Genomic DNA, 13,488 nt, shown 5'->3' with positions numbered 1-13,488 from the left:
CCGATCAACCGAGCGAACGGGCGGTGTTGATGACGTTGATGCCGTTGAAGCGCGCGGTGGATGACCCATGCGACACGGCGGATACCTGCGCAGGCTGCCCCTTGCCGTCGAAGAAGGAGCCGCCCAGGCGATAGTCGCTGGCGTCGCACACGCCAGCGCAGGCGTTCCAGAATTCCGGCGTGCGGATCTGGTAGGCGACGTCTTCGACTTGCTGGGTGATCTTACCGTTCTTGATCTCGTAGAAGAGCTGCCCGCCGAACTGGGCATTATAGCGCTGCTGGTCGATCGAGAAGCTGCCGTCGCCGATGATGTAGATGCCGTCCTCGACGCCCGCGATCATGTCCGCCACGCTCTGCTTGGCCTTGCCCGGCTCCAGGCTGACGTTGGCCATGCGCTGGAACTGCACGTTGGACCAGCTGTCGGCATAGGCGCAGCCGTCCGACGCGGTCTTGCCCTCGATATGCGCCTGATCGCGGATCGCCTGATAGCCGACCAGCTTGCCGTCGCGGATCAGGTCCCACTTCTTGGTCTTCACGCCTTCGTCGTCGTAGGACACCGCGCCCAGGCTGCCCGGCTGCGTCTTGTCGGCGACGATGTTCACCTTGTCGCTGCCATATTGGAAATGGCTTTGCAGCTTGTCCATCGTGGCGAAGCTGGTCCCGGCATAATTGGCCTCGTAACCCAGCACGCGGTCCAGTTCGAGCGGATGGCCGACCAATTCGTGGATCGTCAGCCAGGTGTGCGACGGGTCGAGCACCAGATCATATTTGCCCGGCTTGACCGACGGCGCCTTGATCTTTGCCATCGCCTGCTTGGCGGCAGCCACGGCGTCTTCCTTCATATCGTAGGACTGGCCGTAGACGACGACGCCATTGGGCAGCACGGTCTTGCCGCTGGCTGCCCCGTCCAGATATTCATAGCCCAGCCCCATCGGCGCGGACAGGCCTTCGCGCACGCGGAACTTACCGCTCGCCTTGTCGACGGCGGTGACTTCCATCGGCGCCCAGATGCGATGCACGTCCTGGTCGATATAGCTGCCGTCGGTGCTGGCGAAATATTTCTGCTCGTTCACCAGGAACAGGATGGAGCGGATGAAGCTGGCCCCGGCATCCAATGCCGCAGCGTTGACGCCCATCAACAGATCGACCTTGTCCTTGATAGGCACGGTCATGCTGTTCTTGACGATCGGCGTGCGCCAGCTGACCTCGCCCACGCCCTTGACCGGGGCAAGCTGGACCGGCGCGCTCTGGCCCGGCGCATTGGCCTTGGCGATGGCGACGGCCTGCGCCGCCGCCTTGGCCACTGCCTCCTTCGTCATTTCATTGGTGGCGGCAAAGCCCCAGGCGCCGTTCGCGATCACGCGGATGCCGACGCCGGTCGATTCGGTGTTTACCACATTTTCGACATTGCGTTCGCGGGTGATGACGAACTGGCGCAGGTAGCGGCCCACGCGCACGTCGCAATAGGATGCGCCCGCGCTTTTGGCCGCGTTCATCGCCGCGTCAGCCAGCGCTTTCTTGACCGCCACGTCGATGGCGCTGTGCAATTCCTCGGCGGCAATCACCTTGCCGAACATGGAGGGAAGGACGAGTTCCCCTACGCCCATGGCCCCAAAAGCCAGAAAATCGCGTCTGTGCAAAGCTTGTCTCCCGCCTGACGATGCCCGCGTGGCGCGGGTCGGATTATGTTTGGATCACGATCCTATGATCGTACCGGTTTGATAAGGCGGGATCATTGCCGCGTGGACGGGCGCGGTCAAACATCTTTTACAGATGCGCAAGAAGCCGAGCGGCCCTTTCGACACATGTCATCTGTCGAAAATCACTGGTCGAAGGAGACTGCACTGACACGAGAAATCGGCGGAAATGGCTAGGCCATCCCGCTGATCAATCGTCATATACGCTATGCAAAATGTGGTCGGGGAAAGAGGATTCGAACCTCCGGCCCCTGCCTCCCGAAGACAGTGCTCTACCAGGCTGAGCTATTCCCCGACCGATGCCGAAACCGCTTTTCAGGGCGGCTCCGTAAGGCAGGAGTGCGCCTATAGAGAGGGGTTTGTAGGCTGGCAAGCGGGCAGTGACGCTTTTTTTGCAGTCGCCCTATCGGCGTCTATAAAAGGCCTGCCGAGCGGAAGCTGAAGCGGGTTTCACCGGCATGGATGATATGGTCGGCCAGTTTCATGTCCAGCGGCCTGAGCCGCCGCGCCAGTGTGCGGGTCAGCATGATGTCGTCCGGGCGGGGTTTGGGGCAGGCATGGACCGGTCTCTGCTGGATCAGCGCCAGCCAACGGCCATCCGCATCCAGCAACCGGCCGAACGCCCCGCGCCAATCCTGCCGCAAGGGGACGATGTTGTAAGGCCGCCAATCCTCATCCAACAGGGCAAGCAGGAGCATGTCGCGATCGGTCATCGCGCGATCTTGGCGTTGCGCCATCGGCCCGCGCCAGCGCAATCGGGTCCATTGCGGCGTCAACCGAACCTGTTGCCCCCATAATGACGGTAACATTGGCGCAGGTGCGGCGCTCGGCTACAGCCGTCGCCATACAAACTCACGATCGCAGGAACCTGCCTTGACCGACATGCCGTCTTCTTCCCCTCATTATGAGCAGCAATATCTGGACCTGATGCGGCACATCTGGCGCCATGGCGACGAACGGGTCGATCGTACCGGTGTGGGCACCCGATCGATCCTGGGCGCGACGATGCGATTCTCGCTGGCCGACGACGCGGTGCCGCTGCTCACCACCAAGCGCGTCTATTGGAAGGTCGCCGCGCGGGAGATGCTGTGGTTTCTGACGGGTGATACCAATATCCGAGAACTGGTGCGGCAGGGCGTCCATATCTGGACCGACTGGCCGCTGGACGCCTATCGCAGGGCGACGGGCGAGGATCTGGATCGCGACACGTTCGAGATGCGCATTGTGGGCGACGATGATTTCGCCCGCAAGTGGGGCGATCTGGGTCCGGTCTATGGCGCGCAATGGGTGAACTGGCCCCGCTACGAAGCGGCCGGTGACGGCCTCTATCGCAAGGCGGAGAAGGGGTACGACCAGATCACGGCGCTGGTCGACGCGATTCGCACGACGCCCGGATCGCGCCGCCTTCTGTTCACCGGATGGAATGTCGCGGAAGTGGCGCAGATGGCGCTGCCACCCTGCCACATGACCTATCAGTTCCAGGTTTCGAACGGAAAGCTCAATGGCCTGCTGTTCCAGCGCAGCTGCGACCTGGGGCTGGGCTTTGCCTTCAACATTTTCGGCCTGTCGATGATCACCCGCATGCTGGCGCAGCAGTGCGATCTGGAGCCGGGCGAAGTGGTCTGGCAGGGGGGGACGTCCATCTCTATCTGAACCATGCCGATCTGGTGGAAGAGCAGATGCGCCGGATCCCCTCGGGCGCCCCCAGGTTGCGGATCAATCGGCGGCCTTCGAGCATTTTTGACTACAGGATCGAAGATTTCGAAGTGCTGGATTACGCCCCCCAAACCCATATTTCCGCGCCCGTCGCCGTATAAAGAGACAGCGAGTTGGACAGTTGAAACGGAAAATCGAAATGGGAATGGGTCAGTAAGGCTTGCCCTTCGAGGCTTTGTAATTTAATAATTGCTTTAAGCAATATTATTGCAATGCATCATAGGAGGCAGGATGAGCGATCCGACTGGATCAGGCGGCATGGAAGGGCAGGCGGGGCGCAACCTGCCGCCGCTTAGACTGCATGTGCCGGAGCCGCCCGCGCGGCCCGGCGAGAGCGCCGACTTCACCCATTTCGATATCCCCGCCGCCGACGCGGCCCCGCGGCCCGACGAAGCGGCCCGGCCCAGCGATATGCGTGACCTGGCCTATGGCCTGATCCGGGTGCTGGATGACGATGGCGCAGCGGTCGGTGCGTGGAACCCCAAGCTGTCGCCCGAAACGTTGCTGCGGATGCTGCGCACTATGGCGCTGACGCGCGCCTTCGACGCGCGCATGTTCCGCGCGCAGCGGCAGGGCAAGACCAGCTTCTATATGAAGTCGACCGGCGAGGAGGCGGTATCGATCGGCGCGGCGCTGGCGCTGTCGCGCGACGACATGTGTTTCCCCAGCTATCGCCAGCAAGGCATCCTGCTCGCGCGCGACTGGCCGCTGGTCGACATGATGAACCAGATCTATTCCAACACCGGCGACCGTTTGAAGGGCCGCCAGTTGCCGATCATGTATTCGGCGCGGGAGGCTGGCTTCTTCTCCATTTCCGGCAACCTCACCACCCAATATCCACAGGCGGTCGGCTGGGCGATGGCGAGCGCCGCGCGGGGGGACACCCGTATCGCGGCGACTTGGTGCGGCGAAGGATCGACGGCGGAGGGCGACTTCCATTCCGCCTGCACCTTTGCCAGCGTCTATCGCGCACCAGTCATCATGAATGTCGTCAATAATCAATGGGCTATCAGCAGCTTCTCAGGTTTTGCGGGAGCAGAAGCGACGACTTTCGCCGCGCGCGCCGTGGGCTATGGCATCGCCGGATTGCGGGTGGATGGCAATGACGTGCTCGCGGTCTATGCCGCGACGCGTTGGGCCGCCGACCGGGCGCGGGCCAATGGCGGGCCGACGCTGATCGAGCATTTCACCTATCGCGTCGAAGGGCACAGCACGTCGGACGATCCGGCCGCCTATCGCTCCGCCGAGGAAAGCAGCCTCTGGCCGCTGGGCGACCCGATCGCGCGGTTGAAACAGCATTGCATCGGCCTAGGCATCTGGGACGAGGATCGCCACGCCGCGATGGACAAGGAACTGGCCGAACTGGTCCGCGACGCCGCGCGCGAAGCGGAAAAGAATGGCATCCTCGGCCACGGCCTCCATCATCCGATGGAAAGCATGTTCGAGGATGTGTTCGAGGAGATGCCCCGGCACCTCAAGGAACAACAGCAACAGATGCTGGATGAATGGAAGGCGGCCGGGCTGTGATGGGGTTCAATCACCGCCTCTCCCCGGCGGGGAGAGGATACCGCAGCCTGACGGCTTGCCGTCTGGCGAAGGTTGGAGAGGGGGCTGCGTCCGCTCGTTCCTCAATCGCTGTTCCCCCTCTCCCAGCTTCGACTAGGCAGCACGCTGCCAAGTCTGCGCAACCCTCTCCCTGCTGGGGCGAGGGAAGGATGTGCCATGACTGAAACGACACATATGAACATGATCCAGGCGATCAACAGCGCCATGGACGTGATGATGGAGCGCGACCTGACCGTGGTCGTGATGGGCGAGGATGTCGGCTTTTTCGGTGGGGTGTTTCGCGCCACCGCCGGGCTGCAACAGAAATATGGCAAGAACCGGGTGTTCGACACGCCGATCACCGAATGCGGGATCATCGGCGTGGCGGTGGGCATGGGCGCCTATGGTCTTCGGCCAGTGCCGGAAATCCAGTTCGCCGACTATATCTATCCCGCGCTCGACCAACTCGTGTCGGAGGCGGCGCGGTTGCGCTATCGATCGGCAGGCGAGTTCATCGCGCCGATGACAGTGCGCTCGCCCTTTGGCGGCGGCATCTTCGGCGGGCAGACGCACAGCCAGTCGCCCGAAGGCATCTTCACCCATTGTTCGGGGATCAAGACCGTGATCCCGTCCACCCCCTATGATGCCAAGGGGCTACTGATCGCCGCGATAGAGGATAATGATCCGACGCTCTTCTTCGAACCCAAGCGTATCTATAACGGCCCGTTTGACGGCCATTATGATACGCCGGCGAAAAGCTGGGCGGGTCACGCGGATGCGCAGGTGCCGACCGGCTATTATCGGATAGCATTGGGAAAGGCGCGGATCGCGCGTGCGGGCGAAGCGCTGACCATCCTCTGCTATGGCACGATGGTCCATGTGGTCGAGGATACGGTCAGGACGCTGGGCATAGACGCGGAGATCGTCGACCTGCGCAGCCTGGTCCCGCTCGACATCGACACGATCGAAGAGTTGGTCAAGAAGACCGGCCGCTGCCTGATCGTGCACGAAGCGACCCGCACCAGCGGTTTCGGCGCGGAATTGATGGCGCAGGTGCAGGAGCGTTGCTTCTACCATCTCGAAGCGCCGATCGAGCGCGTCACAGGGTTCGACACGCCCTATCCGCACAGCCTGGAGTGGGCGTATTTTCCGGGACCGGTGCGTATCCGCGAAGCCATCAACAAGATCATGAAGGACTGACCAGTCATGGCGCTGTTCACATTCAAGCTGCCGGACATCGGCGAAGGCATCGCACAGGCTGAGATCGTCGGCTGGCACGTCCAGGTCGGCGACCGGGTCGAGGAAGACCAGCCGATCGCGGACATGATGACCGACAAGGCGACGGTCGAAATGGAAAGTCCCGTGGCGGGCACCGTGGTCCGCCTGGCGGGCGAGCCGGGCGATCAGATCTCAATCGGTGCGATGCTGGTGGAGATCGAGATGGAGGGTGGGGCTGTCGCCGCGCCGCCGCCGTCGGACGCGGTGATCGAAGCGGAAACGCCGGGGGAGGCGGTGGTTTACGATCCAGTCTCCCAACCCGTTCGCCCTGAGCCTGTCGAAGGGCTTTCCTTATCCTCGCGATCCGACTCCTCGACAGAAGAGGGGGGCTTCGACACGCTCAGCCCGAACGGGGGAGAGGCTAAACTTGCATCTCTCCATATTGATCCCATCCTCGCATCCCCCGCCGTCCGCGCACGCGCGAAGGAACTGGGCGTCGATCTCAGCCAGGTTAAGCCCAGCGGCGACCATGTCCGCCATTCCGACCTCGACGCCTATCTGCTCTACGGTCAGGGTCAGGGCTATCGCCCCGCTGGTCGCGCGCCCAAGCGCGCCGACGAGGCGATCAAGGTCATCGGCATGCGCCGCCGGATCGCGGAGAATATGGCCGCCTCCAAGCGTCATATCCCGCACTTCACCTATGTTGAGGAAATCGACGTCACGGCGCTGGAGGCGTTGCGCGAGCAATTGAACGATCATCGCGGGGACCGGCCCAAGCTGACCATGCTGCCGCTGCTGATCGTGGCCCTGTGCAAGGCGTTGCCGGACTTTCCGATGCTCAATGCGCGTTATGATGACGAAGCGGGCGTGGTGACGCGCCATGGATCGGTGCATCTGGGACTGGCGACCCAGACCGATGCGGGGTTGATGGTGCCGGTGATCCGCGATGCGCAGGATCGCAACGTCTGGCAGTTGGCGAGCGAAATCCGCCGCCTGGCCGACGCCGCGCGCACCGGCAAGGCGAAGTCGGACGAACTGTCCGGTTCCACGCTGACGCTGACATCGCTCGGGCCGCTCGGCGGGATCGCGACCACACCGGTCATCAATCGCCCGGAAGTGGCGATCATCGGCCCCAACCGCGTGATCGAACGGCCGGTCTTTCGGGGCAAGGACATCGTCGCTGCAAAGCTGATGAACCTGTCGATCAGCTGCGATCATCGCGTGGTGGATGGATGGGACGCGGCCAGCTTCGTGCAGGCTGTCCGCAAGCTGCTGGAGGCACCGGCTTTCCTGTTCGTGGACTGAGCGGCTCCTGTATCGGATGGCATCATCGTCACCCGATATCAATAACCTATGCTGCTATCTTATGATCGCGCGATAGCTGAAGCGTCCGGCGCGGCCGGGCTGGGCCATGTCCTGCACTTGCCAACGGATATGGGTCACATCCTCCGGAACGGCACGGCGCACGCCGCCCAGAGGCGTCGGCAGCCATAGCTGGTCGATCCTGCCCCAGTGTGCGCCCCCGTCGATCGACACCTGCATCGTCGGGTCACTCAGGTCCGGGCGTACGCCGCGCGGGACCGGGCGCGTGACGGCGAAGTCGCGTACAGGATGCGGGCCTTCGTTGCGCCAATGGACGATCACGATCAGCGCATCCCCGGGGCCGACGCGGTCCGCGCTCGCCAATGTCCGTCGTGGACGACCGTTGATATCGGTCGACACCCGCTCCACAAACATCTGCGTGCCCAGCCGCATGACGGGCTGAGAAAGGGCAGGCTGGGCCAGGGCGGGCGATATCGCCGCCGTCATGCCCGCCGCCAAAGCCAGCCAAGGCACGATCCTACGCATCATCATCTTACCCCGTCTTTGTCCCCTGAAATCCCGCTAGCAAGGACGCGCAAATATTTGGTTAAGCCTGCCTTTTCCTTTCTCATCAAAGGTTCGACGTCCTTTGTAAATTGACGCTGCGGGGCTGGCGGCGCACATCGGGGTGAACGAAAAGGGAATCGAGCGGGCGTGACAGCGACGGAACAGCAAGAGGTAAACCGGCGGCGCGACCGGCTGCTCGCGTCGATCGCGCTGACATCTGGCATCGGCCTGGCCATCGCGCTGCCCTTCGCCCTGCGCGCCGGGTCGGAATTCTTCCTGCCGCTCACGGCCGCGCTGGTGGTCGCCATCGCTTTGGTGCCGCTGCTCGAATGGATGGAGCGGCGCGGATTGCCTTCGGCCTTCGCGGCGCTGCTCGCGATGGTCGGCTTTCTGCTGGTGGCGAACACGGCGCTGGTGCTGATCGTCGTGCCAGCGACCGACTGGTTCCGCATCCTGCCCCAGCGCCTGCCGCAGATACAGGCGAACCTGGCGCCGGTGATCGACTTCTACGCGAACCTTCAGCGGTTCGTGGATGAAACGGTGCAGATGCTGGCGACCGGCCCGGTGGCCGCTGCACAGACAGCGGCGGTCGATGCGCCCCGGTCGCTGCTGCAATTCGCCGCGACGTCGGCCCCCGCCGCCATCATCCAGATGGTGTTCGCGCTGCTCATCATCTATTTCTTCCTGGCCGGATGGACCCGGCTGCGGCGGCGCACGATCAACAGTCGGGGCAGCTTCGACGGGGCGATGGCGGTGGCGCGGGTGATCCAGAATGTGGTCGACGCGACATCGGCCTATGTCATCACCATCGCGGTCATCAACCTGTGTTTGGGCCTGGCGGTCGCGCTGGCGCTGTGGCTGATCGGCATGCCCTCGCCCCTGATGTGGGGCGGGATCGTCGCACTCCTCAATTTCATCCCCTATTTCGGCCCGATGCTGGCTGCGGCGCTGCTGGGGCTGGGCGGGCTGATGGTGTTCGACGATGTCTATGTCGCGCTGCTCCCCGCCGCGTTGCAGGTGGGCTTTCACCTGGTGGAAGCGAACGCCATCACGCCGATGCTGCTGGGGCGGCGGTTGACGATGAACCCGTTGCTGATTCTCGTTTCGCTCGCCTTTTGGGGGTGGGTGTGGGGGACGCCGGGCGCGCTGCTGGGCGTGCCGCTGCTCATCATCATCCAGACGGTCGTGGCGGCGGCGGGAACCCCGGATATTGCTGGTTTTCTGTTCGAGCAGGGCACGTTGACGGTGGCCCCGCGCAAAGAAAATGACGAGAAAGCGGAAAGTCCCGTTGCGGACGGTTGACAGCATCGCAGGACGCTCATAGACGGCGCTTCCACACCAAACGCGGGTGTAGCTCAGTTGGTTAGAGTGCCGGCCTGTCACGCCGGAGGTCGCGGGTTCGAGCCCCGTCACTCGCGCCACTTTCCTTGACCGGAAGGTGGAAATGGTGTTCCAGACTACATCGTCTGGTGACTGAAAAGTCACGAAAGATGTCGCCCTGCGCGGGTGTAGCTCAGTTGGTTAGAGTGCCGGCCTGTCACGCCGGAGGTCGCGGGTTCGAGCCCCGTCACTCGCGCCACCTTCTCTGACCGGAAGGTGAATTTCTCCCAGATTTCGCTTCGTCTGGCGGCCCCTTGGGGTCGGCAGGGATGCAAACGCCTTACGCGGGTGTAGCTCAGTTGGTTAGAGTGCCGGCCTGTCACGCCGGAGGTCGCGGGTTCGAGCCCCGTCACTCGCGCCACCGCTCAGAGCGGTGGGAATGTGGCGTCAGCGCCAGCGCCCGGTTTCCATCCAGGCAAGCAGCCGCCGCAGCGGCAGTACCCAGATCCATATGATCCCCAGCACGACATAGACCGGCGCCTGCGCCCACATGGGCAGTGCGCCGATCAGGCCCGACAGGCTGCCCACCATCACCGCCCATAAAGCGATCAGCCCGACGATGGCGAACATGCCGACGGGCTTGCGCCAGCTGGGCTGGTGATAATGGCGCGGGTCGATGCTCATGCCATTGGTCCTTCGATCAGTTCGACTTCGGTCATGATGATGTCCAGCGGCAGATCCCACGGGTCGGCGGGCAGGGCGTCCATTTCCTGCGCGGACCAGGCGATGCCCACGCGCAGCGCATCGGGAAAGCGGGCGAAGGCGCGATCATAATAGCCGCCACCCTGGCCCAGCCTGTTCATCGCCCGGTCGAACCCGACCAGCGGCGCGAAGATGACGTCGGGGTTGACAATGCCACCGCTCGGTTCGGGGTGGCTGGTGCGGAAAAGGCCGGGGACAAGCAGTTCGCCATCGTTCCAGGCGATGAAGTCCATGCTGCCCAGCCGGTCGAGCACACGCGGCAAGGCCACGGCCTTCCCCATCGTCTGCAACTGCGCCGCCATCCGCTGGGCAGGCGCCTCGTCATCCACCGCCATATAAAGCGCCACGACCTGCGCATCCTCCATCCGGCGCGCTAGAGGCGAGGGCACGGCCTTGAACGCCAGCCGGTGCGCCAGCGGATCGAGCGCCGCGACGAAGCTGCGCCGCCGTTGCCGCGCGATGTCGCGCAATGTCGTCTTGTCGGCGCCGGGCGTCTCGTCGCTCATGGGAACCTTCGGTGGAGAGGGTTTGAAGGAGGGGGAGGGTGACGGGACCGCCTCGGCCGTGTGCTGGAATATCCTCTGACGCCTCAACGTCAGGTGGGGACCATTTAGAACGGACCGGAGCCCGCCCAGGGACAGCCCCCTTGGATGTGATTATCGCCTCAGGGATGTTCGCTAAAGCTCGTACCGCGCAGTGCCCGTCGCAATCAATCTAGGCGTTCGTGGCCCGTGCGGCAAGCCGGTCGCGCAGCTTTTCTATCCGTCCGGCCAAAGCCTCGATCGCCTGGGCGCCCGGCTCGTCCGCATCGTCCAGTGGCAGTTTCTCCTGCCGACCGGCGATGTCGCGCCGCAGGTCGCCCAATTCGTCCGCCAGGAACAGGGCGGCGAACAATAATGTCCGCACCTCCGTCAGGCCCGGCGTGCTTTGCTGCGCCACCCGCGCCTTTTCCTCGATCAGGGTGGCGAGGTGGCCCAGATGCGCCTCTTCGCCATCGCGGCAGCGTATCTGATAATGGCGACCGGCAATGACCAATGTCGTTTCAGCCATGGGGACGCTCTTTCAACATGTCGATCAGATCGTCGAGCGATCGGAGCGCGGCGCGCGCGGCGCCCTGGTCCATAGCGGGGAGGGGATCAGCCGGGACTGACTGGATCAGCCCCGCCACATCCTGTTCAAGCCGACTCACGGCACGCTCCAGCGTACCAATCGCCTGCATCATGCGGTCGCTTGCCATGGTCCACTCATAGCGAAAGTCGGGGCCGCGCAAAAGCGGTCTTTGGGGGCAGCCGCGGTTGACGCATCGGACTTGACACGACAAAGGATGCGCGACCTCGACTCGTCCGCGCGCGCGGACCCATGTCATAGCCAGTTCAGGAAAGACGCCCGCCCCAGATGACAGTTTCCGAAAAGTCGCTCGCCAACGCCATTCGGGCGCTTTCCATGGATGCGGTGCAGGCCGCCAATAGCGGCCATCCGGGCATGCCGATGGGCATGGCGGACGTCGCCACCGTGCTGTTCAGCGACTATATGAAGTTCGATCCGACGCAGCCCAAATGGGCGGACCGCGACCGTTTCGTCCTGTCGGCTGGCCATGGATCGATGCTGATCTATTCGCTGCTGCACCTGACCGGCTATGCGCGCCCCACGATCGAGGACATCAGCAATTTCCGCCAGTTGCACAGCCCGTGCGCCGGTCATCCGGAGAATTTCGAGCTGGCAGGCGTCGAGGCGACCACCGGCCCATTGGGTTCGGGGCTGGCAACAGCGGTCGGCATGGCAATCGCCGAACGGCACCTGAACGCGCAGTTCGGCGACGATCTGGTCGATCACCGCACCTGGGTGATCGCGGGCGACGGTTGCCTGATGGAAGGTATCAACCATGAGGCGATCGGCCTGGCAGGCCACCTGAACCTCGGCCGCCTGATCGTGCTGTGGGATGATAACAAGATCACGATCGACGGCGCGGTCGACCTGTCGAGCAGCGAGGACGTGCTGGCCCGCTATGCTGCGACCGGCTGGCATGTCGTGTCGTGCGACGGCCATGACGTCGCCGACGTGCGCCGTGCGCTGGCGGAAGCGGTGGCCGATACGCGACCTTCGATCGTCGCCTGCGCGACCAAGATCGGCTATGGCGCGCCGAACAAGGCCGGCACATCGGGCGTCCATGGCTCTGCGCTGGGTACGGACGAAGTCGCGGCGGCCCGCGAATTTCTGGGCTGGGCCGACGCGCCCTTCGTCATTCCCGAAGACATCGCCGCCGCCTGGCGCGCGATCGGTGCGAAGGGCAAGGATGTTCGCGCGGCATGGGATGCCCGCCTTGCAAGCAGCGAGAATAGCGCGGAATTTACCCGCCGCATGGCTGGCGAACTGCCCGCCGACTTCTCGCTGACCGCCTATATCGACAGCCTGATCGCCAATCCGCAGAAGGTCGCGACCCGCAAGGCGAGCGAACTGGCGCTCGGCGCGATCAACGATCTGCTGCCCGAAACGCTGGGCGGTTCGGCGGACCTTACCGGCTCCAACAACACCAAGACGAAGTCGACCGGGCCGCTGACCAAGGACGATTATGCGGGCCGCTACGTCTATTACGGCATCCGCGAATTCGGCATGGCCTGCGCGATGAACGGCATGGCGCTGCATGGCGGCGTGATCCCCTATGGCGGCACCTTCCTGGTCTTCTCCGACTATATGCGTGGCGGCATTCGTCTCGCCGCGCTCCAGCAGCAGCGGGTCATCCACGTCCTGACCCATGACAGCATTGGCCTCGGCGAAGACGGCCCGACCCATCAGCCGATCGAGCATGTCATGTCGATGCGCATGATCCCGAACCTGGACGTCTATCGCCCGGCCGACATTGTCGAGACGGCGGAATGCTGGGAACTGGCGCTGAAGGATGCGACCGGCCCATCGGTGCTGGCGCTGACCCGCCAGAACCTGCCGCAACTGCGCCTGGAAAAGAGCGACAATCTGTCGGCCAAGGGTGGATACCGCCTTGTAGCGGCGACGGCTGCGCGCAAGGTCGTCATCGTCGCCACCGGATCGGAAGTCGAGATCGCCGTCGCCACCGCGAAGCTGCTGGAAGAACAGGGCATCGGCGCGGACGTCGTCTCCATGCCCAGTTTCGCGCATTTCGATGCGCAGAGCGCCGCCTACAAGGCCGACATCCTGCCCGCCGACGCGCTGCGCGTGTCGATCGAGGCGGGCACGACCTTCGGCTGGGAACGCTATACCGGCATTGACGGGCTGCGTTTCGGCATCGACGGCTTCGGCGCGTCGGCACCCGCCGAAGATCTTTACGACCATTTCGGCCTGACCGCCGCGAAGATCGCGCCGCAGATCGCGGCCGCGCTTTAAATTCA

The 13,488-nt window shown here is 63.8% G+C and carries 12 protein-coding genes, 4 tRNA genes and 1 pseudogene; 9 read left to right on the top strand and 8 right to left on the bottom strand.

What is annotated here, in order from left to right:
- Positions 1-4: 4 nt before the first annotated feature.
- The 3 genes from U5A82_RS13165 to U5A82_RS13155 all read right to left on the bottom strand — a co-directional run bounded on the left by U5A82_RS13165 (position 5) and on the right by U5A82_RS13155 (position 2,433).
- Positions 5-1,606, bottom strand: coding sequence for a TldD/PmbA family protein (locus U5A82_RS13165; RefSeq protein ID WP_326291302.1), 1,602 nt, complete (start codon positions 1,604-1,606; stop codon positions 5-7).
- Between the two features lie 308 nt (positions 1,607-1,914).
- Positions 1,915-1,991 (bottom strand) — tRNA-Pro (locus U5A82_RS13160).
- A gap of 118 nt (positions 1,992-2,109) precedes the next feature.
- The gene (locus U5A82_RS13155) at positions 2,110-2,433 is read right to left on the bottom strand and encodes a JAB domain-containing protein (RefSeq protein ID WP_326291301.1); all 324 of its coding nucleotides are present in this window, start codon (positions 2,431-2,433) and stop codon (positions 2,110-2,112) included.
- A gap of 145 nt (positions 2,434-2,578) precedes the next feature.
- On the opposite strand from U5A82_RS13155, the pseudogene thyA reads away from it, so the two are divergent.
- The 4 genes and pseudogenes from thyA (at position 2,579) to U5A82_RS13135 (ending at position 7,480) form a co-directional block, all read left to right on the top strand.
- Positions 2,579-3,513: pseudogene (thyA, locus tag U5A82_RS13150) on the top strand (thymidylate synthase).
- Positions 3,514-3,643: 130 nt separating this feature from the next.
- Positions 3,644-4,939, top strand: a complete 1,296-nt coding sequence (locus U5A82_RS13145; RefSeq protein ID WP_326291300.1) for a 3-methyl-2-oxobutanoate dehydrogenase (2-methylpropanoyl-transferring) subunit alpha — start codon at positions 3,644-3,646, stop codon at positions 4,937-4,939.
- Positions 4,940-5,152: 213 nt separating this feature from the next.
- The gene (locus U5A82_RS13140; RefSeq protein ID WP_326292934.1) at positions 5,153-6,157 is read left to right on the top strand and encodes an alpha-ketoacid dehydrogenase subunit beta; all 1,005 of its coding nucleotides are present in this window, start codon (positions 5,153-5,155) and stop codon (positions 6,155-6,157) included.
- A 6-nt stretch (positions 6,158-6,163) separates the two neighbouring features.
- Positions 6,164-7,480 carry a dihydrolipoamide acetyltransferase family protein gene (locus U5A82_RS13135; protein ID WP_326291299.1) on the top strand — a complete coding sequence of 439 codons (1,317 nt, stop codon included), beginning with the start codon at positions 6,164-6,166 and terminating at the stop codon, positions 7,478-7,480.
- Between the two features lie 54 nt (positions 7,481-7,534).
- Here the strand turns inward: U5A82_RS13135 and U5A82_RS13130 are convergent, their stop codons facing one another.
- Positions 7,535-8,026, bottom strand: a complete 492-nt coding sequence (locus tag U5A82_RS13130; protein ID WP_442802212.1) for a hypothetical protein — start codon at positions 8,024-8,026, stop codon at positions 7,535-7,537.
- Between the two features lie 165 nt (positions 8,027-8,191).
- Here U5A82_RS13130 and U5A82_RS13125 point away from each other — a divergent pair, with 165 nt between their 5' ends.
- The 4 genes from U5A82_RS13125 to U5A82_RS13110 all read left to right on the top strand — a co-directional run bounded on the left by U5A82_RS13125 (position 8,192) and on the right by U5A82_RS13110 (position 9,785).
- On the top strand, positions 8,192-9,346 hold the full coding sequence (locus U5A82_RS13125) for an AI-2E family transporter (RefSeq protein ID WP_326291298.1): 1,155 nt from the start codon (positions 8,192-8,194) through the stop codon (positions 9,344-9,346).
- 42 nt (positions 9,347-9,388) lie between these two features.
- Positions 9,389-9,465 (top strand) — tRNA-Asp (locus U5A82_RS13120).
- A gap of 81 nt (positions 9,466-9,546) precedes the next feature.
- Positions 9,547-9,623 (top strand) — tRNA-Asp (locus tag U5A82_RS13115).
- An 85-nt stretch (positions 9,624-9,708) separates the two neighbouring features.
- Positions 9,709-9,785: transfer RNA gene (locus U5A82_RS13110), tRNA-Asp, on the top strand.
- A gap of 26 nt (positions 9,786-9,811) precedes the next feature.
- Here U5A82_RS13110 and U5A82_RS13105 read toward each other — a convergent pair.
- The 4 genes from U5A82_RS13105 to U5A82_RS13090 all read right to left on the bottom strand — a co-directional run bounded on the left by U5A82_RS13105 (position 9,812) and on the right by U5A82_RS13090 (position 11,363).
- A complete protein-coding gene (locus U5A82_RS13105) occupies positions 9,812-10,048 on the bottom strand; it encodes a DUF2842 domain-containing protein (protein ID WP_326291297.1) in 237 nt (78 codons plus the stop codon).
- Positions 10,045-10,632, bottom strand: coding sequence for a 5-formyltetrahydrofolate cyclo-ligase (locus tag U5A82_RS13100; protein ID WP_326291296.1), 588 nt, complete (start codon positions 10,630-10,632; stop codon positions 10,045-10,047). Before U5A82_RS13100 ends, U5A82_RS13105 begins: the two co-directional genes overlap by 4 nt.
- A gap of 208 nt (positions 10,633-10,840) precedes the next feature.
- Complete coding sequence (locus tag U5A82_RS13095; RefSeq protein ID WP_326291295.1) at positions 10,841-11,176, bottom strand: cell division protein ZapA; 336 nt, start codon at positions 11,174-11,176, stop codon at positions 10,841-10,843.
- Positions 11,169-11,363, bottom strand: coding sequence for a hypothetical protein (locus tag U5A82_RS13090; RefSeq protein WP_326291294.1), 195 nt, complete (start codon positions 11,361-11,363; stop codon positions 11,169-11,171). Before U5A82_RS13090 ends, U5A82_RS13095 begins: the two co-directional genes overlap by 8 nt.
- A gap of 158 nt (positions 11,364-11,521) precedes the next feature.
- Between U5A82_RS13090 and tkt the strand changes: the two genes are divergently transcribed.
- Positions 11,522-13,483, top strand: coding sequence for a transketolase (tkt, locus tag U5A82_RS13085; protein WP_326291293.1), 1,962 nt, complete (start codon positions 11,522-11,524; stop codon positions 13,481-13,483).
- The last annotated feature ends 5 nt before the right edge of the window (positions 13,484-13,488 follow it).

The sequence above is a fragment of the Sphingobium sp. CR2-8 genome (genome assembly GCF_035818615.1).
Lineage (GTDB): Bacteria > Pseudomonadota > Alphaproteobacteria > Sphingomonadales > Sphingomonadaceae > Sphingobium.
Note: the sequence above shows the minus strand (reverse complement) of the source record. Positions and strands in the feature narration are given on the sequence as shown.

Bases quoted from the DNA above. Each gene is read 5' to 3' on its own strand.
- U5A82_RS13165 (WP_326291302.1), bottom strand. From the start codon at position 1,606: ATGGGCGTAGGGGAACTCGTCCTTCCCTCCATGTTCGGCAAGGTGATT.
- U5A82_RS13155 (WP_326291301.1), bottom strand. From the start codon at position 2,433: ATGGCGCAACGCCAAGATCGCGCGATGACCGATCGCGACATGCTCCTG.
- U5A82_RS13145 (WP_326291300.1), top strand. From the start codon at position 3,644: ATGAGCGATCCGACTGGATCAGGCGGCATGGAAGGGCAGGCGGGGCGC.
- U5A82_RS13140 (WP_326292934.1), top strand. From the start codon at position 5,153: ATGAACATGATCCAGGCGATCAACAGCGCCATGGACGTGATGATGGAG.
- U5A82_RS13135 (WP_326291299.1), top strand. From the start codon at position 6,164: ATGGCGCTGTTCACATTCAAGCTGCCGGACATCGGCGAAGGCATCGCA.
- U5A82_RS13130 (WP_442802212.1), bottom strand. From the start codon at position 8,026: ATGATGCGTAGGATCGTGCCTTGGCTGGCTTTGGCGGCGGGCATGACG.
- U5A82_RS13105 (WP_326291297.1), bottom strand. From the start codon at position 10,048: ATGAGCATCGACCCGCGCCATTATCACCAGCCCAGCTGGCGCAAGCCC.
- U5A82_RS13100 (WP_326291296.1), bottom strand. From the start codon at position 10,632: ATGAGCGACGAGACGCCCGGCGCCGACAAGACGACATTGCGCGACATC.
- U5A82_RS13095 (WP_326291295.1), bottom strand. From the start codon at position 11,176: ATGGCTGAAACGACATTGGTCATTGCCGGTCGCCATTATCAGATACGC.
- U5A82_RS13090 (WP_326291294.1), bottom strand. From the start codon at position 11,363: ATGGCAAGCGACCGCATGATGCAGGCGATTGGTACGCTGGAGCGTGCC.
- tkt (WP_326291293.1), top strand. From the start codon at position 11,522: ATGACAGTTTCCGAAAAGTCGCTCGCCAACGCCATTCGGGCGCTTTCC.